Source organism: Allobosea sp. 05L423 (assembly GCF_056397745.1).
In genome coordinates, this window is the sequence record NZ_JBFTOA010000007.1 from 118,763 (window position 1) to 135,440 (window position 16,678).

A 16,678-nucleotide genomic window follows, 5' to 3' on the forward strand; every position below is an offset into this window, starting at 1 on the left:
CCCGCCTCCACTCTTCACCTCCGAGATTCCGCGAAGGCTGCGAATACGGAATTTTGTGCCGCCGGGTTTTGGACATTCAGCGTATCCGGCGACCATGGCGTGGGAAACTCCCATACGGCCGACGGAGATCGGCCGGGGAACACAAGCGCGACCGTCGCGACCAGCGACCGAATGATCCGAAAGCGACGCGACCGCGCTCGGTGACGATTGCCCGCACGCAACAGGCGGGAGAAGCGGAGAGGCGATGGCTAAGAGTTTCGGCGACTTCCGCTATATGACGTTCGACGTCGTGGGCACCCTGATCGATTTCGAGGGCGGCCTCGTCGATAGCCTGGCGGCCATCGCTCGCGAGGCCGGGGTGCCGTTCGATGGCGAGGAAGCCCTCAGTCTCTACCGGGCGGCCCGGTATATGCCCGATGTCCAGCATTTCCCTGATGATCTCGTCCGCGTCTACGGCGTCATCGCGCCGAAGCTCGGCCTGCCGTCCGGCGAGAGCCATGGGCAGCGCCTGCGGGACGCCGTCAAGGACTGGCGCCCCTTCCCGGACAGCATCGATGCCCTGGCCCGGCTGTCGAAGCGCTACAAGCTGATCGCGATGACCAATGCCCAGCGCTGGGCCTTCGAGCATTTCTCCCGCGCCCTCGGCAACCCGTTCTATGCCAGCTTCACCGTCGACGACACCGGCACGGAGAAGCCGGACCCCGCCTTCTTCGAGCAGGTCTTCTCCTTCGTCGAGAAGGATGGCGGCTCGCGCGCGCAGATCCTGCATGTCGCGCAGAGCCAGTATCACGACATCGGAATCTCGCGGAAGCTCGGCCTGACCAATTGCTGGATCCAGCGGCGCCACGCCCAGCCCGGGTATGGCGGCACGATCGAGCCGGAACGCTTCACCGAACCCGACTTCCACTTCACCTCGATGGGCGCGCTCGCCGACGCCGTCGAGGCCAGTCTGGTGGCCTGAAGGAACCCGTAACGAAGAAGACCAACGCCGGAACAACGGCGCAAATCAGAACAGGGGAATGAGCATGACCGACAAGATTTCTTCCAGCTGGACGAGCGCCGACGACGCCATCGTCGAGAATGCGATCCGCCGCGGCGCCAGCCGCCGCGACCTCCTGCAGATGCTCATGGCCGGCGGCCTGGCAGCCTCCGCCAGCAGCCTCGTGCTGGCGCGCGCCACCTCCGCGCTCGCGGCGACACCGGTCAAGGGCGGCAACCTGAAGGCGGCCGGCTGGTCCTCCTCGACCGCCGACACGCTCGATCCGGCCAAGGCTTCGCTGTCGACGGACTATGTCCGCTGCTGCGCCTTCTACAACCGCCTGACCTTCCTGGACGGGGACGGCAAGCTGCAGATGGAGCTCGCTGACAAGTTCGAGACCAAGGATGCCAAGGTCTGGACCGTCACGATCAAGAAGGGCGTCACCTTCCATGACGGCAAGCCGCTGACCTCCGCCGACGTCATCTACTCGCTGAAGCGCCATCTCGACCCGGCCGTCGGCTCGAAGTCGAACTCGCTCGCCAAGCAGATGACCGAATTCAAGGCCGTCGATCCGCTGACGGTCGAGATCACGCTGGCGGCGCCGAACGGCGACCTGCCGACCATCCTGTCGACGCACCATTTCATGATCATCGCCGACGGCACCACGAACTTCGCCAAGGCGAACGGCACCGGCGCCTTCACCTGCGAAAGCTTCGAGCCCGGCGTGCGCTCGATCGCGGTCAGGAACAAGAACTACTTCAAGTCCGGCGGCGCGAACCTCGACTCCTTCGAGTTCTTCGCGATCACCGACGACACCGCGCGCGTCAATGCGCTGCTCTCGGGCGACATCCAGCTCGCCGCCGCCATCAATCCGCGCTCGATGCGCCTGGTCGAGAGCCAGCCCGGCGTCGTGCTGTCGAAGACCACGACCGGTAACTACACGAACCTCAACATGCGCCTGGACATGGCACCGGGCAACAAGATGGATTTCGTGACGGGCATGAAATACCTGCTCAACCGCGAGCAGATCCAGAAATCGGCGTTGCGCGGCCTCGCCGAGATCGCCAACGACCAGCCCGTTCCGCCGATGAACGTCTATCACAACAAGGATCTGAAGCCGAAGGCGTTCGATCCGGAGCGGGCGAAATCCCTCTTCCAGAAGGCAGGCGTCCTCGGCCAGTCGATCCCGATCGTGGCCTCGGATGCCGCCGGTTCCTCGGTCGACATGGCCGTACTCGTCCAGCAGGCCGGCAACGCGATCGGCATGAAGTTCGACATCCAGCGCGTTCCCTCGGACGGCTATTGGTCGAACTACTGGCTGAAGGCCCCGGTCCATTTCGGCAACATCAACCCGCGGCCGACGCCGGATATCCTGTTCTCGCTTCTCTACGCCTCCACGGCGCCGTGGAACGAGAGCCAGTACAAGTCCGAGAAATTCGACAGGATGCTGCTCGAGGCGCGCGGCTCGCTCGACGAGGCCAAGCGCAAGCAGATCTACGGCGAGATGCAGGTGATGGTCGCCGACGAGGCCGGCACCGCGATCCCGGTCTACATCTCGAACGTCGACGCGATCTCGAACAAGCTCAAGGGCCTGCTCCCGAACCCGCTCGGCGGGATGATGGGCTACGCCTTCGCCGAGTACGTCTGGCTCGAAGGCTAAAGCCTTTTTCTCCTGCGGGCCGGGCGCGTGCGTCCGGCCCTCATTTCGTGTCACACTCCGATCGGAGGTGTCAGCTGCGGGAGCGTCGATGAACCTTCACCTGTTGTCCCTGCTTGGCGGACGGCTGCTCGTCGCACTGCTGACGCTGCTGATCGTCTCCTTCGTGGTGTTCTGCGCCACCCAGATCCTGCCCGGCGACGTGGCGGAGGTGCTGCTCGGCCAGGCGGCGACGCCGGAAGCCGTGGCGGGCCTGCGCGCAGCGATGCACCTCAACGACCCGGCGATCCTGCGCTTCTTCCGCTGGCTCGGCGGAATGCTGACCGGCGATCTCGGCATTTCCTACGCCAATAACCGGCCGATTGCGGAACTCATCGCCGGGCGCCTGGGCAATTCGCTCCAGCTCGCGGCGGCAACCGCGCTCTTCTCGGTTCCGATCGCGCTCGCGCTCGGGATCAGCTCCGCCATGCTGCGCGGTTCGCTTTACGACCGCTCGATCACGATGGCGACGATCACGGTGATCTCGGTGCCGGAATTCATGATCGCGACAGCAGGCGTGCTGATTTTCGCGGTCTGGCTGAAATGGCTGCCGGCGCTCTCCTTTGCGCGAGACATCCACTCCTTCGGCGAGATGCTGCGGATCTACGCGATGCCGGTCTTCACGCTGAGCTTCGTCATTTCCGCCCAGATGATCCGCATGTCGCGCGCCGCCGTCGTCGAGGCGCTCAACACGCCCTATGTGGAGATGGCGCAGCTGAAGGGCGCATCGCGCCCGCGAGTCGTGTTGCGCCATGCGCTGCCCAACGCGCTCGGTCCTATCGTCAACGCCGTTGCGCTGTCGCTCTCCTACCTGCTGGGCGGCGTCATCATCGTCGAGACGATCTTCAACTATCCCGGCATCGCCAAGCTGATGGTCGACGCGGTAGCGACGCGGGACCTGCCGCTCATCCAGAGCTGCGCGATGATCTTCTGCGTCGTCTACCTGCTCCTTATCACGACGGCGGACGTCATCGCCATCCTGTCGAACCCGAAATTGCGCTGACCATGGCCATCGACGCAGCCAATACGACAACCGCCAGCCAGCGCCGCGCCGGGTATCGGTTCAACCTCACCGGCTGGATCAGCCTGATCGTCATCCTCGCCTGGGCGCTGATCGCGATCCTCGCGCCCTATGTCACGCCCCACGGCATCAGCGACATCGTCGACACCGACTATTTCGGCCCGATGAGCCTGCAGTTTCCGCTCGGCACCGACTATCTCGGGCGCGACATGCTCTCGCGCATCCTGTTCGGCGCGCGCTACACGGTCGGCATATCGCTGGCCGCCACCTTGATCGCCTGCAGCATCGGCGTCACGCTCGGCATGGCTGCGGCCGTGACCGGCGGCTGGTTCGATACGGCGCTGAGCCGCTTCATCGATGCGTTGAGCTCGATCCCCAGCAAGCTGTTCGCTCTCGTCGCCGTTGCCGGCGTCGGCTCCTCGATCCCCGTGCTGATGCTGATCCTCGGCATCATCTACACGCCCGGCTCCTATCGCTTCGCCAGGGCGCTCGCGGTCAACGTCAACACTGCGGATTTCGTCACGGTGGCACGCATTCGCGGCGAGAAACTGAGCTACCTGATCCGCGCGGAAATCCTGCCGAACATCATCGGCCCGGTGCTGGCCGATGTCGGCCTGCGTTTCGTCTTCATCGTGCTGCTCCTGTCCGGCCTGTCCTTCCTCGGGCTCGGCGTGCAGCCGCCGGAGGCCGATTGGGGTTCGCTGGTGCGCGAGAATATCGGCGGCCTGCCCTTCGGCTCGCCGGCCGTGATGGCGCCCTCCTTCGCTATCGCGAGCCTGACGATCGCGGTGAACATGCTGATCGACAACCTGCCGCAGAAAATCCGCGACCGGAGCGAATGATGAGTCCTCTCGTCGAAATCCGGGACCTGAAGGTCGAAGCGACCACCGATGCCGGCCGCCGCGTCGAGATCATCAAGGGGGTAAGCTTCGAGATCGCGCCCGGCGAGATCGTCGCGCTGATCGGCGAGAGCGGCTCGGGCAAGACCACGATCGCGCTGACCCTGCTCGGCTACACCCGCGCGGGCTGCCGCATCACCGGTGGCAGCGTCCGCGTCAACGGCCGCGACATGGCCGGCTTGCCCGAGAAGGAGCGAGCGAAGGTCCGTGGCGTCACGGTCTCCTATGTGCCGCAGAGCGCGGCCGCCGCCTTCAATCCGGCGCAGCGGATCATGGACCAGGTGATCGAGATCACCCGCATCCATGAACTGATGCCGCGTGCCGAGGCCGAGGCCAAGGCGGTGGACCTGTTCCGAGCACTGTCCCTGCCCTCGCCGGAGACGATCGGCGGGCGCTATCCGCACCAGGTTTCCGGCGGCCAGTTGCAGCGTTTGTCAGCGGCCATGGCTCTCATTGGCGATCCGAAGGTCGTGATCTTCGACGAGCCGACGACGGCGCTGGACGTCACCACGCAGATCGAAGTCCTGCGCGCCTTCAAATCCGTGATGCGCCAGAGCCGGATGGCCGGCGTCTATGTCTCGCACGATCTGGCCGTCGTCGCGCAGATCGCCGACCGCATCGTCGTCCTGAAAGGCGGCGTCATCCAGGAGATCGGTGCCACTGCACAGATATTGTCGGCGCCGAAACACCCCTACACCCAGGAATTACTCGCAGCCTTCGCGCCGCCCGGCCGCGTCCCTGCACAGGTGGCGAGCCCGGAAGGCGCGGCTCCCCGCCCCGTGCTCGAACTTGCATCCATCAGCGCCGGTTACGGCAAGCTGCAGGCGGATGGAACGCCGCTGATCCTGGCCGTCGACAAGGTCAGCTTCAAGCTGGAGCGCGGGCGCAATCTCGGCATCATCGGCGAGTCCGGCTGCGGAAAATCGACGCTCGCCCGCTCCATCGCCGGCATCATCCCGCCCTCCTCAGGCACGATCGCCTTCAACGGCAAGCCGATGGCGCCGCGGGCGCAGGACCGCAGCGCCGATGAATTGCGCAAGCTCCAGATCGTGTTCCAGTCGGCCGATACCGCGCTCAACCCGGCCAAGTCGATCGAGGACATCCTGGGCCGGCCGCTCACCTTCTACCATGGCCTGCGCGGCGCCGCCCGCGATGCGCGCATCGACCGCCTGCTCGAACTGGTGCATCTGCCGCGTGCGCTTAAGCATCGGCTGCCAAGCGAATTGTCGGGCGGGCAGAAGCAGCGCGTGAACCTGGCACGCGCGCTCGCCGCCGATCCCGAACTGATCCTCTGCGACGAGATCACCTCCGCGCTCGACACCGTGGTGGCCGCGGCCATCATCGAATTGCTGAAAGACCTGCAGCGCGAACTCGGCCTGTCCTACCTCTTCATCAGCCATGACCTGACGACGGTGCAGGCGATCTGCGACGAGGTCGCGGTGATGTATCGCGGCGTAAAGGTCGAGCAGTTGCCGGCCGACCAGGTCGGCAAGGCCGGCGGCCACCCCTATGCGCGGCTGCTGATGTCCTCGGTGCCCAAGCTCGACCCATCCTGGCTCGACAAGCTCGAACGCGATCCGGAACTCGTAGCCGCCTTCGCAAAACGCTGAGCTTTCCCAAGGAAGCACGCCGCCATTCCGGACAAGCCACGAAGCGGCGCAGATCCGGAATCCATCATAAGATCTGCACTCCACGATGGATCCCGGGTCAAGCCCGGGATGACGGCCTGTCCGCGCGAGATCAGCAGGGCCTAGCTCGTCGCCGTAACCGGGAACAGGCTGGTCAGTGGCATATGCGGCTTCACGATCGGCGATTTCAGCACGACGAAGCTGAAATACTTGTCGATGCCGATGTCGAGGTCGATCAGCCGCTCCATCAGCGTCTGGTATTCGATGATGCCGCTGGTGACGAACTTGACGAGATAGTCGTAGCCGCCCGAGACCAGATGGCATTCGATCACCTGGTCGAGCTTCTCGATGGCGGCAAGGAAGCGCGCGAAATCGATCTGCCGGTGGTTCTTGAGCGTCACCTCGGTGAAGACCGTCAGCGTCTGGCCGAGCTTGCCGATATTGATGCGGGCGGAATAGCCGGTGATGTAGCCGTCCTGCTGCAGCTTCTTGACGCGCATCAGGCAGGGGCTCGGCGACAGGTTCACCAGCTCGGCCAGCTCGACATTGGTGATCCGGCCGTTCTTCTGCAGCTCGTAGAGGATCTTGATGTCGATCTGGTCAAGCTTCATGGGGGTCCCCTTCGATCGACAGATGGCCACGCCGCGCCTTCCGGCCCGGCGCTCCGGCAGCAGATCATGCCGCGAACCATGCGCAGTGTCTAACAGGTGCCAGGCGCAAGCGATGGCAGAATTGGGCTGTCGAAACGGAAGGAAATGCTGCGGCGATCCGATCTGCGGTGCACATGCCCGGTGGCCGGCGGATAGTCTCCTCTCCGCAAGGAGACCGCGATGCCAGCGCCACTGTCCGAGATCGAGACCAGCCCTGCCCTGCCCGAGCGTGCCGATGTCGTCATCATCGGCGGCGGCATCGTCGGCGTCTCCGCGGGCTACTATCTCGCGCGCCGCGGCTTGAAGGTCGCGCTCGTCGAGAAGGGCCGCATTGGCGCCGAGCAGTCGAGCCGCAACTGGGGCTGGTGCCGGCAGCAGAATCGCGATGCCCGCGAGCTGCCGATGGCGACGGAAAGCCTCACGCTCTGGGATCGCTTCGCCGAAGAGATCGGAGAGGATCTCGGCTTCCGGCGCTGCGGCCTGCTTTATCTGAGCGATGACGACGCGCAACTGGCTGCCTGGGCGAAATGGCGCGATTTCGCGGTCGGCGAGGGTGTCGTCACCCATATGCTCTCCGCTGACGAAGCCTCGGCCCGCGGCAGCGCGACCGGCAAGCGCTGGAAGGGCGGCGTGTTCTCGCCGACGGACGGCACCGCTGACCCCGCCCGCGCGGCGCCAGTGATCGCGCGCGGCATCCTCAAGGCTGGCGGCAGCGTACATCAGTTCTGCGCCGCGCGCGGTCTTGAGACGGAGGGCGGGCGCGTCTCGGCCGTCGTGACCGAGAAGGGCACGATCCGCACGGCGACGGTCATCCATGCGGGTGGCGCCTGGGCCTCGTCCTTCCTCAACCAGTACGGCATTCGCTTCCCGCAATCTTCTGTCCGCTCGTCGATTCTGTCCGTCGCGCCAGGCGCAATCGGCCTGCCCGACGCGCTGCATACGGCCGCAGTCTCGGTGACGCGGCGCAGCGATGGCGGCTACACGCTGGCCATCAGCGGCGGTGCCCGCGTTGACCCCACGCCGCAGCAACTGCGCTTCGCCCGACAGTTCGTGCCGATGTTCCTGCGGCGCTGGCGCAGCCTCGCCATCGGCGGGTTCGAAGGCTGGAAGGCCGGCCACGAGACGCTTGGTCGCTGGAAGCTCGACGCACCCACCCCCATGGAGGCCAACCGCATCCTCGACCCGACGCCCGATCCGCGCCAGATCGCCGAGACCCACGCGCGCGCCCAGCGCCTGCTGCCGGGCCTCAAATCCGTGCCGGTCGCGGCACGCTGGGCCGGCTACATCGACAGTACGCCGGATGGCGTGCCGGCCATCGGCGAACTCGCGGGCCTGCCGGGGTTCATTCTCGCGGCCGGGTTCAGCGGCCATGGCTTCGGGATCGGCCCGGGCGCAGGTCACATGATCGCGGATATCGTGACCGGCGCGAAGCCGATCGTCGATCCGCGACCCTACCGGCCCGAGCGGCTGGAGGGCTCAGCCTTCGGCAAGGTGGCGGAGTTCTAGGTGGCGGTGCTGCTCGCAGCAAACCGCATAAGTCCGTCTTATGGTTCCGAAACAAATCCGTCTTGTCGTTCGCTCCGGCAGGTACGGATGCTGCATGGCCCGGCTCCGATTCTGGGTAACTTCAACGCAAAAAGGGGAATGGGATGATCGGGTTCAGAACGGTTGCAGCGCTCGGCATGATGATTGCCGCGGCGACCGCCCAGGCACAGACAGTCTACAAGGTCGGCTCAACGCCGACGGGGACGCCCTTCACCTTCCTCGACGCCAAGACCAATACCATCCAGGGGATGATGGTCGACGTGATCGAGGAAATCGGCAAGGACGCCGGCTTCAAGGTCGAAATCCAGCCGATGCAGTTCTCGACGCTGATCGCCTCTCTTACCTCGGGCAAGATCGATATCATTTCCGCCGCCATGTACGGCTCTCCGGAGCGCGCCAAGGTCGTCGACTTCAGCCAGGACGTCTACGCCTATGGCGAGGGTCTGGTGGTTCAGTCGGGCGATGCCAAGGACTATGTCGGCTTCGAGGATCTCAAGGGAAAGAAGGTCGGCGGCCAGATCGGCACCCGCTATATCGACGCCCTCAAGGCATCGGGCGCGCCGGCCGAGGTGAACGCCTATGACAGCCTGCCCGACATCCTGCGCGACGTCTCCAACGGCCGCCTCGACGCCGGCATCGGCGACTATCCGATCCTGGCCTACAATCTCGCGCAGGGGCGCTTCCCGCAGCTGCGGCTGGTCAAGTCCTACAAACCTTCGGTGCCGGGGCCGATCAACATCGCCGTCAAGCAGGGCAATGCCGAGCTGCTGGCGAAGATAAACACCAGCCTCGCGAACATGAAGAAGGATGGCCGCTTCGAGACGATCCTGAAGAAGTGGGGTCTCTAAGCGCTAGGCGTCCCATCCGGCCATGACGCATTTTCTCACCCAGGTTCCGACGTATCTGCCGATCCTGATGCAGGGCGTCTACCTCACTCTGCTGGTCACGCTCGGCGCCTTCGTCCTCGCGACGGTGCTCGGCCTGGCCTGGGCCTTCATGCGGGTGAGCGGCATCGCGCCGCTCGCCTGGACGGCGCGCACGATCATCGTGATCGTGCGCGGCATCCCCGGCATCGTCACCCTGTTCTACATCTATTTCGTGCTGCCGGATCTCGGCCTGTCGCTGAGCGCCGTGCAGGCGGCCGTCATCGGCCTCGGCATCGCCTATTCGCCCTACATGGCCGAAGTCTTCCGCGCCGGCATCGAGGCGATCGACCGCGGGCAGACGGAAGCCGCGCTCTCGATCGGCATGGGCTGGGGGCTGCTGATGCGGCGCGTCGTGCTGCCCCAGGCGATCCGCGTGGCGCTGCCGCCCTATGGCAGCACGATGGTCATGCTGCTCAAGGATTCCTCGCTGGCCTCGACGATCACGGTCGCGGAGCTGTCGCTTCAGGGCAAGCTCCTGGCATCCTCGACCTTCGAGAACACCACGATCTTCACGCTGGTGGCGCTGATCTACCTTGCCATGAGCTTGCCGCTCACGGCCTTCAACAGCTGGCTCGAACGCCGCATGAGGCAGGCCCGATGAGCATCATCGAACTGCGCAACATCCGAAAATCCTTCGGCACGCTCGAGGTCATCCACGACGTCTCCTTCGCGGTCGAGAAGGGTGAGGTGGTCTGCATCATCGGGCCGTCCGGTTCCGGCAAGTCGACGCTCCTGCGCTGCATCAACGGCCTGGAGACCTATCAGGGCGGCGAGATCACCGTGCATGGCGAGCGCGTCGACACCGGCTCGTCGAGTATTCGCCAGGTGCGGACCCGCGTCGCGATGGTCTTCCAGCGCTTCAACCTGTTTCCACATCGGACAGCGCTCGAAAACGTCGCGGAAGGCCCGGTCTTCGTGAAGAAGGAGCCGCGCGACAAGGTTCTCGCCCGCTCGCGTGAGCTGCTGACGCGAGTCGGGCTCGGCACCAAGATCGACGCCTATCCCGCCCAGCTCTCCGGCGGCCAGCAGCAACGTGTCGCGATCGCCCGCGCGCTCGGCATGAAGCCCGACGCCATCCTGTTCGACGAGCCGACGTCGGCGCTTGACCCGGAGCTGGTCGGAGAGGTCCTCGCCGTCATGCGCTCGCTTGCCGACGAGGGCATGACGATGGTCGTCGTCACCCACGAGATGGGGTTCGCCCGCGAGGTCGCGGACCGCGTGCTGTTCCTCGATGGCGGCGTCCTCGTCGAACAGGGCTCGCCCGAAGCCGTGCTGAGCCGGCCGCAGCATCCGCGTACGCAGGATTTCCTGCGGCGCATCCTGCCATCCTGAGGGTTACGCGCATGGCACGCCTGTCCGGTCCGTTCTTCAGCGACGACGCGGTCGACACGCCCTATTGGTGGGACGCCGCGAGGCCCGCGGCGCAGGCCCCGGTAGAACTTCCCGCACAGAGCGACGTCACCGTCGTCGGCGCCGGTTTCACCGGCCTCAATGCCGCGCTGACCCTGGCGCGTGCCGGCAAGCAGGTGACCGTGCTGGACGCGGAAGCGCCCGGCTGGGGCGCCTCCTCCCGCAATGGCGGGATGCTCGGCCCCGGCTGGGCGACCTTCGACACCGCGATGGCCTATGGCCCGGACAAGGCGCGCGCCATCGTCGAGGAGAGTTTTCTCGCATTGCAGCACGTCAAGGATGTGGTGGCGCGGGAGGCCATTGACTGCGATCTGGCGGTGGTCGGCTATTTCCGGGGAGCGATGACGCCGCGTCTCTACGAGGCGATGGGGCGCAATCTCGACCGCATCCGGCAGGTCATGCCCTGCGATGCCTACCTGGTGCCGCGGGCCGAGCAGCAGGGCGAGATCGGCACCGAACTCTACCATGGTGGCCTCGCCATGCCCGGCTATGCCGGCCTACATCCTGCCCGCTATGTCGCGGGTCTCGCCGAAGCCGCGCGGCGGCTCGGCGTGCATATCGTCAGCGGCGCCCGGGTCACGGCGATCTCGCCCCAGGCCGGCGGGTTCAGCCTTTCCGTCGGGCGACAGAAGACGGCGACGAAGCAGCTGCTCGTCGCGACCAACGGTTACACCGGGGCGCTCCTGCCCTTCCTGCAGCGGCGGATCATTCCCATCCGCAGTGCGCTGATCGCGACCGGCCAGCTCCCGGCCGAGGTGATGGATCGCCTCATGCCGAAGCGGCGCATGCTGGCGGGCAGCCAGCGTGTCGTGACCTATTACCGCCCCTCGCCCGACGGGACCCGGATTCTTTTCGGCGGACGCGTGCTCAAGGTGACCGGGGAGAATGTCGCCCACGCCAATGCCGGGCACCTGCGCAAGCAGATGCTGCAGGTCTTCCCCCAGCTGGAACGGACGCCGATCACCCATTACTGGCACGGCCAGACCGGCTTCACCTTCGACAAGCTGCCCCATCTCGGCGAGCAGGAGGGTGTCTTCTATGCCTGCGGCTACAACGGCACCGGCATCGCTCGGGCGAGCTGGTTCGGCCACAAGATCGCGCAGCGCATGCTCGGCAACACGGATGCGCCGAGCGCCTATTCCGATCTACCCTTCCGCAGCCGCCCGCTCTATTTCGGCAAGCTCTGGTTCCTGCCGCTCGCCGTGCTCTTCTACGAAATGCGGGATCGCTGGGACCAGCGATAGACCGGGAGCAAACCCGAGGGCGGTTGAGGCTGGACATCCGCGCCGGCGGCGGCGATGTCTGCGCTATCGCCGTTGATGGGAGGACAGATGCGGGCGCGCCAACTCGAAGTCTTCTGCACGCTGATGCGCTGCGGCACGGTCACCGGCGCGGCCGCGATGCTGAACATCTCGCAGCCTGCCCTGAGCCAGATCCTGCTTCATGCCGAGGACCAGCTCGGCTTCAAGCTGTTCAACCGCGTGCGCGGCCGGCTTGTGCCAACGCAGGAGGCGGAGGAGCTGTACTCCCAGGCCGAGCACATCTTCGGCGAGCTCGATGCGCTCAGGCGACGGACGGTCGACATGCGGCACGGGCGCACCGGCCTCGTCCGGCTCGCCGCGTCGGCTCCGCCTTCCATGTCGATCGTGCCGCGCGCCCTGACCGCTTTCCGGGAGGAGCATCCCGAGATCGTGGTGCGCTCGCTCATCGCCTCGCAGACATCCATCGTCGAGATGCTGCGCAATGGCGAAGTCTCCCTCGGCATCGCCATGAACAACCTGCCGCATGCGGGCATCCATGCCGAGACGGTCGGGCGCGCCACGCTGGTCTGCGTCGTGTCGGCCGGGCATCGGCTGGCCGGGCTCGACCGCGTCTGCTTCGCCGACATCTGCGACGAGACGCTGATTTCCTACCGCGCCGACACGTTGCCGGGACGGTTGCTGGCAGCATCGGCTGAGGCCGAAGATTTTGCTTACGCCCCGGCGATCGAGATCGACCTATCGATCACGGCCCTGCCCTATGTGCGGGACGGGCTCGGCATCGCCATCGTCGACAGTCTCCTGCCCTGGGAGCAGTTCAACGGCGTCGTGACCCGGCCGTTCGAACCCCGGATCGAAGTGCCCGTCGCCATCCTGACCAGCAAAGACCGGCCACTCTCGGCCAGCCATGAGCTGATGCGCAATTGCCTGCGTGCCGCCTGCCGGGACCTCAATCACCCGCCCGGCGCCTGAGCTCTCGATCCTATCCGTCGGCAGGCGCATCCTGAATCAGGGCAGCGATCGGCGCTGGCCTCACCGGCGCTTGTCCGCGCAGCCGGCCCGCCGCAGCCGCGCAAGCATGCCCCGCGCTGCCGGCGACGATTTCCGCGGCGGCCAGTTCGCAATAGCGGCCCTGGCAGCGCCCCATGCCGGCGCGCCCGAGCGATTTGACGCGATTGACCTCGCCACCACCAAAATCGACGGTCCGGCGCAACTCGCCGGCCGTAACACCTTCGCAACGACAGACCACCGTCTCATCCGGCAATTCGGCCGCCGTCTCGGCCGGCCAGGGAAAAGCCTCCGCGACGCCGCGCGCGAAGCGGCCGAACCGGGCCAACCGGCGCTTATCCGCCGCCATGTCCGGTGCCGGCAGACCGAGATCCTTCAGACAGGCCGCCGCGGCGAGCCGCCCTGCGACCTCGGCCCCATCGGCGCCGAGTATCCTGAGCCCGTCCCCGGCGAGATAGACGCCGCGTCCGGCCCGCCCCATGGCGTCGGCCTGCGGCAGCCATTGCCGCCAGGTCTCGTCATAGGCGAAGTCGCAGCCGGCCAGGTCCGCAAGACGGGTCTCTGCCCGCAGGTGCCAACCCATGCCGACCGCATCACAGGCCGTACGCTGGCTCCGGCCCGCTTCATCGCGCCAGAACAGGGCGACCGGGCCGCGCTCATCCACCTCGATGCGATCCAACTGGACGCCGGCATGGTAGAGCCCGGCCAGGCGCCGGCGCATCATCAACCCGCGCAAGGCAAAGAGCGGCCTTGCCGAGAGGCCTGAGAAGCCGCGAAATTGCTGGCGCATGGACGCGGTATCGAGGACCGCCGCGATCTGCCCTCCGGCCTTGAGCAATTGCACCGCGAGCAGTGTGAGCAGCGGGCCGGAGCCGGCCAGCACGATGCGCCGTCCCAACGCGGCCCCCTGCGCCTTCAGCGCGATCTGCATCGCGCCGAGCCCGTAGACGCCGGCATTCTCCCAGCCCGGCACGGGCATGATGCGATCCATGGCTCCCGCAGCGAGGATCAGCCGGTCATAGGAAACCCAGCGCGCCCCTGCGTCGCCAATGACCTGCAATCGCCCGTCCGCAATGGCGATGACGGAACTGCGTGAATGATGAAGGAGGCTGCCGGCCGCCGCCAGGGAATCGAAGGTCTGGTGCAGCGCGATCGCCTTGGCAGCCTCGGAGCCATAGAGGGCCTCTGGCGGGCGCGTGAAACCCTGCGGCGGCCGGCGATAAATCTGGCCTCCGGCGCGCTCGCCCTCGTCGATGACGATGGGCATCAGCCCGCCGACAACGAGTGCCTCGGCAGCCCGGATGCCAGCCGGCCCGGCCCCGACGACAACGACCCGCGGTCCTGCCGCGTCGCTCATGGCCATTCGCCCGGCGCGTCGGACAGGAGGCGCATGCCTTCGGCCAGCGGCGTCGAGCACGCCCGCAGCCTTGGTCCATCCTCCTGCCAGATCCAGCAGTCCTGGCAGGCTCCCATGAGACAGAAGCCTGCACGGGCCTCCGGGCCGAATTCCGAGCGGCGCAGTGCCGACGCGACCGACAGCACCGCGCTGAGCACGGTGTCGCCCGTCAAAGCCCGGTGCTCGCTGCCATCGAGGAAGAAGCACAACGGGGCGCGATCGACCTCGGCCAATCGAACCAGCCTGCCCGCCCCTTCGCTCGCGGCTGTGCTCATTCGGCCGCCTCGGCATGGACCAGCCGTGGCTCCGGCATCTCGGGAAACCGCAGCTTGGCCGCGGCAAAAGCCTCGTCGACACCATCAGCGCCGGCCCTGCGCTTCATGCGGCGGAAGATCTCGGTCTTCGCGAAGAAGCGCCAGTGGATCGGCAGGCCGGCGAGGATCGCCGTCAGCCTGTCATAGGCGTCCCGCGTCCATTGCGCCTCGTAGCCCTCGCGCTCCGGGCCGAAATGGAAGTGGCCGGCGATGGGCGCTCGGTCGGCGCGCCGCGCCTTCGTCGCTTCCTCGTCCAGGACTCCGTCCTGCGTGACGACGCCATAATCCCGCTCCGCCGCTTCCGGCGAAACATAGCCGCGCACGACATCCTGCACCACGCGCCAGGCCTCCCGGTCGAAGGGATGGCCGCGGCCGCCACCGCCGGCCGAGCGGATCTCCAGCACATCGCCGGGCTGCAGGACGGCGGTGTCGATATTGCCGAGCCGCCGCTCCTCCGGCTGACCCGGATTGACCACCATGTCCGACAATCCTGCCGCCCGGCCGCCCAGCACGCCCCAGGGCCGGAAGAAGCTGCGGTCGCGATTGCGGGCGGTGATGCGGCTGTCCGGCGCGAAGACGCGGAAGGCCATGTCGGTGGCAAGCCCGCCGCGCCAGCGCCCGGCGCCGCCGCTATCCTTGGCCAGCCCGTATTTGACGAATTCCACCGGCGTCTCGGTCTCGGTGATCTCGATGGGCGTGTTCTTGAGATAGGCCGCGTCGGCACCGGAGCCGTTGGTGCCGTCGCGATGCGGCATGCCGCCGCCGCCGCCCACCACCGGGTTCACAGCGGCGATGACGGTCCGGCTCGTGCGCTCGTCCGTCGTCATCACGTTGACGATGCAGTTGTTGCCGGCGGGCGCCGCGGGCAAACGCTCCGGCACGGCCTGCGAGAACGCACCGAAGATCACGGAACGGAGCCTGGCACAGGTCAGCGAGCGCATGCCGACCGCGGCCGGGAAGACCGGGTTGAGCACCGTTCCCTCCGGCGCGATGCAGGTGAAGGGGCGCGTCAGGCCGGTATTGAGCAGGATCTTCGGGTTCAGCGTGTAGAGGACGTAATAGACCCCGACGAGCAGGATCGTGTGCCGCGGATTGCCGCCGCTCGGCACGTTGAGCGAGGAAGCGAGCTGCGGGTCGGAGCCGGTGAAATCCAGCACCGCCTCGTCGCCGCGGATGGTGAGCTTGAGCTTCAGGCGGCAGGGATTGGCCTCGACCGAATCCTCGTCGGCATAATCCGCGAATTCCCAGGTGCCGTCCGGCATGCCGCACAGCACCTCGCGCGCCTGCGCCTCGGCATGGTCGAGCAGCGCCTCGACGCCGCCGAGGAAGGCCTCGCGGCCGAACTTCTCGATCATGGCCAGCACCTTGCGCTCGCCGGTGTTGAGCGCGCCGACCAGGGCCTTGATGTCGCCGATGTTCAGGTCCGGCTTGCGGACATTGGTCGTCATGATCCTGAGGATCTGCTCGTCGAAGACACCTTCGTTGACGAGCTTCATCGGCGGAAAGCGGATGCCCTCCTGATGGATTTCGGTCAGTGCCCGCGAGAGCGAGGCCGGCACTGCGCCGCCCATGTCGGTGTTGTGGATATGGCCGCCGGTCCAGGCCACGATCTCGCCCTCGTGGAAGACCGGCTTCCAGAGATGGGTATCGGGCGCGTGGGTGGCGACGAAGCAGGAATAGGGGTCGTTGGTGAAGGCGACGTCGCCGGGCTTATAGTCGTCGACCATCGCCAGCGCCGGCGCCCAGGACAGGCCGGGATACCAGGTCGCGCCCAGCTCCATCGGCACGGCGAAGGTGTCGCCGCTGCGGCTGATCAGCATCACCGTGAAATCCTCCGTCTCCTTGACGAAGGCGGAATGCGCCGTGCGGTGCAGCGTATGCGCCATGTTCTCAGCGGCGGCGCGCGCATGGTTCGCGAGCACCTGAAGCTTCATCCGGTCGAACATC

15 protein-coding genes are annotated in these 16,678 nt (G+C 66.5%); 11 read left to right on the forward strand and 4 right to left on the reverse strand.

Annotation, left to right across the window (positions count from 1 at the left end):
• The first annotated feature begins 244 nt into the window (after window positions 1-244).
• The 5 genes from AC1DNE_RS17755 to AC1DNE_RS17775 all read left to right on the forward strand — a co-directional run bounded on the left by AC1DNE_RS17755 (window position 245) and on the right by AC1DNE_RS17775 (window position 6,205).
• A complete protein-coding gene (locus tag AC1DNE_RS17755; protein WP_441471910.1) occupies window positions 245-961 on the forward strand; it encodes an HAD-IA family hydrolase in 717 nt (238 codons plus the stop codon).
• Window positions 962-1,025: 64 nt separating this feature from the next.
• Window positions 1,026-2,639 carry an ABC transporter substrate-binding protein gene (locus AC1DNE_RS17760; RefSeq protein WP_441471911.1) on the forward strand — a complete coding sequence of 538 codons (1,614 nt, stop codon included), beginning with the start codon at window positions 1,026-1,028 and terminating at the stop codon, window positions 2,637-2,639.
• Between the two features lie 88 nt (window positions 2,640-2,727).
• Window positions 2,728-3,678, forward strand: a complete 951-nt coding sequence (locus AC1DNE_RS17765; RefSeq protein WP_441471912.1) for an ABC transporter permease — start codon at window positions 2,728-2,730, stop codon at window positions 3,676-3,678.
• A gap of 2 nt (window positions 3,679-3,680) precedes the next feature.
• A complete protein-coding gene (locus AC1DNE_RS17770) occupies window positions 3,681-4,538 on the forward strand; it encodes an ABC transporter permease (protein WP_199086288.1) in 858 nt (285 codons plus the stop codon).
• The gene (locus tag AC1DNE_RS17775; protein ID WP_441471913.1) at window positions 4,538-6,205 is read left to right on the forward strand and encodes an ABC transporter ATP-binding protein; all 1,668 of its coding nucleotides are present in this window, start codon (window positions 4,538-4,540) and stop codon (window positions 6,203-6,205) included. The genes AC1DNE_RS17770 and AC1DNE_RS17775 overlap by 1 nt, the downstream gene beginning before the upstream one ends.
• Window positions 6,206-6,345: 140 nt before the next feature.
• Here the strand turns inward: AC1DNE_RS17775 and AC1DNE_RS17780 are convergent, their stop codons facing one another.
• Window positions 6,346-6,834, reverse strand: coding sequence for an Lrp/AsnC family transcriptional regulator (locus AC1DNE_RS17780; RefSeq protein WP_199086284.1), 489 nt, complete (start codon window positions 6,832-6,834; stop codon window positions 6,346-6,348).
• A gap of 219 nt (window positions 6,835-7,053) precedes the next feature.
• Here AC1DNE_RS17780 and AC1DNE_RS17785 point away from each other — a divergent pair, with 219 nt between their 5' ends.
• The 6 genes from AC1DNE_RS17785 to AC1DNE_RS17810 all read left to right on the forward strand — a co-directional run bounded on the left by AC1DNE_RS17785 (window position 7,054) and on the right by AC1DNE_RS17810 (window position 12,985).
• Window positions 7,054-8,379 (forward strand): NAD(P)/FAD-dependent oxidoreductase, encoded by a 1,326-nt coding sequence (locus tag AC1DNE_RS17785; RefSeq protein ID WP_441471914.1) that lies wholly within the window; start codon window positions 7,054-7,056, stop codon window positions 8,377-8,379.
• A 143-nt stretch (window positions 8,380-8,522) separates the two neighbouring features.
• The gene (locus tag AC1DNE_RS17790) at window positions 8,523-9,266 is read left to right on the forward strand and encodes an ABC transporter substrate-binding protein (protein WP_441471915.1); all 744 of its coding nucleotides are present in this window, start codon (window positions 8,523-8,525) and stop codon (window positions 9,264-9,266) included.
• A gap of 22 nt (window positions 9,267-9,288) precedes the next feature.
• Window positions 9,289-9,945, forward strand: coding sequence for an amino acid ABC transporter permease (locus tag AC1DNE_RS17795; protein ID WP_441471916.1), 657 nt, complete (start codon window positions 9,289-9,291; stop codon window positions 9,943-9,945).
• 2 nt (window positions 9,946-9,947) lie between these two features.
• Window positions 9,948-10,676 carry an amino acid ABC transporter ATP-binding protein gene (locus AC1DNE_RS17800; RefSeq protein WP_441471971.1) on the forward strand — a complete coding sequence of 243 codons (729 nt, stop codon included), beginning with the start codon at window positions 9,948-9,950 and terminating at the stop codon, window positions 10,674-10,676.
• A gap of 11 nt (window positions 10,677-10,687) precedes the next feature.
• Window positions 10,688-11,998 (forward strand): NAD(P)/FAD-dependent oxidoreductase, encoded by a 1,311-nt coding sequence (locus tag AC1DNE_RS17805; RefSeq protein ID WP_441471917.1) that lies wholly within the window; start codon window positions 10,688-10,690, stop codon window positions 11,996-11,998.
• An 87-nt stretch (window positions 11,999-12,085) separates the two neighbouring features.
• Window positions 12,086-12,985 carry a LysR family transcriptional regulator gene (locus tag AC1DNE_RS17810; protein WP_441471918.1) on the forward strand — a complete coding sequence of 300 codons (900 nt, stop codon included), beginning with the start codon at window positions 12,086-12,088 and terminating at the stop codon, window positions 12,983-12,985.
• A gap of 10 nt (window positions 12,986-12,995) precedes the next feature.
• On the opposite strand, the gene AC1DNE_RS17815 is transcribed toward AC1DNE_RS17810, so the two are convergent.
• Genes AC1DNE_RS17815 through AC1DNE_RS17825 form a run of 3 tightly spaced genes read right to left on the reverse strand, consistent with a single transcriptional unit; the run spans window position 12,996 to window position 16,677 of the window.
• On the reverse strand, window positions 12,996-14,378 hold the full coding sequence (locus AC1DNE_RS17815; RefSeq protein WP_441471919.1) for an FAD/NAD(P)-dependent oxidoreductase: 1,383 nt from the start codon (window positions 14,376-14,378) through the stop codon (window positions 12,996-12,998).
• Window positions 14,375-14,692 (reverse strand): (2Fe-2S)-binding protein, encoded by a 318-nt coding sequence (locus AC1DNE_RS17820; protein ID WP_441471920.1) that lies wholly within the window; start codon window positions 14,690-14,692, stop codon window positions 14,375-14,377. The genes AC1DNE_RS17815 and AC1DNE_RS17820 overlap by 4 nt, the downstream gene beginning before the upstream one ends.
• Window positions 14,689-16,677, reverse strand: a complete 1,989-nt coding sequence (locus AC1DNE_RS17825) for a hydantoinase B/oxoprolinase family protein (protein ID WP_476765562.1) — start codon at window positions 16,675-16,677, stop codon at window positions 14,689-14,691. Before AC1DNE_RS17825 ends, AC1DNE_RS17820 begins: the two co-directional genes overlap by 4 nt.
• Between the last annotated feature and the right edge of the window lies 1 nt (window position 16,678).

Coding starts and splice junctions, on each gene's coding strand:
- AC1DNE_RS17785 (WP_441471914.1), top strand. CDS start 7,054: ATGCCAGCGCCACTGTCCGAGATCGAGACCAGCCCTGCCCTGCCCGAG.
- AC1DNE_RS17815 (WP_441471919.1), bottom strand. CDS start 14,378: ATGAGCGACGCGGCAGGACCGCGGGTCGTTGTCGTCGGGGCCGGGCCG.
- AC1DNE_RS17795 (WP_441471916.1), top strand. CDS start 9,289: ATGACGCATTTTCTCACCCAGGTTCCGACGTATCTGCCGATCCTGATG.
- AC1DNE_RS17790 (WP_441471915.1), top strand. CDS start 8,523: ATGATCGGGTTCAGAACGGTTGCAGCGCTCGGCATGATGATTGCCGCG.
- AC1DNE_RS17805 (WP_441471917.1), top strand. CDS start 10,688: ATGGCACGCCTGTCCGGTCCGTTCTTCAGCGACGACGCGGTCGACACG.
- AC1DNE_RS17770 (WP_199086288.1), top strand. CDS start 3,681: ATGGCCATCGACGCAGCCAATACGACAACCGCCAGCCAGCGCCGCGCC.
- AC1DNE_RS17820 (WP_441471920.1), bottom strand. CDS start 14,692: ATGAGCACAGCCGCGAGCGAAGGGGCGGGCAGGCTGGTTCGATTGGCC.
- AC1DNE_RS17755 (WP_441471910.1), top strand. CDS start 245: ATGGCTAAGAGTTTCGGCGACTTCCGCTATATGACGTTCGACGTCGTG.
- AC1DNE_RS17765 (WP_441471912.1), top strand. CDS start 2,728: ATGAACCTTCACCTGTTGTCCCTGCTTGGCGGACGGCTGCTCGTCGCA.
- AC1DNE_RS17775 (WP_441471913.1), top strand. CDS start 4,538: ATGAGTCCTCTCGTCGAAATCCGGGACCTGAAGGTCGAAGCGACCACC.
- AC1DNE_RS17760 (WP_441471911.1), top strand. CDS start 1,026: ATGACCGACAAGATTTCTTCCAGCTGGACGAGCGCCGACGACGCCATC.
- AC1DNE_RS17780 (WP_199086284.1), bottom strand. CDS start 6,834: ATGAAGCTTGACCAGATCGACATCAAGATCCTCTACGAGCTGCAGAAG.
- AC1DNE_RS17825 (WP_476765562.1), bottom strand. CDS start 16,677: ATGTTCGACCGGATGAAGCTTCAGGTGCTCGCGAACCATGCGCGCGCC.
- AC1DNE_RS17810 (WP_441471918.1), top strand. CDS start 12,086: ATGCGGGCGCGCCAACTCGAAGTCTTCTGCACGCTGATGCGCTGCGGC.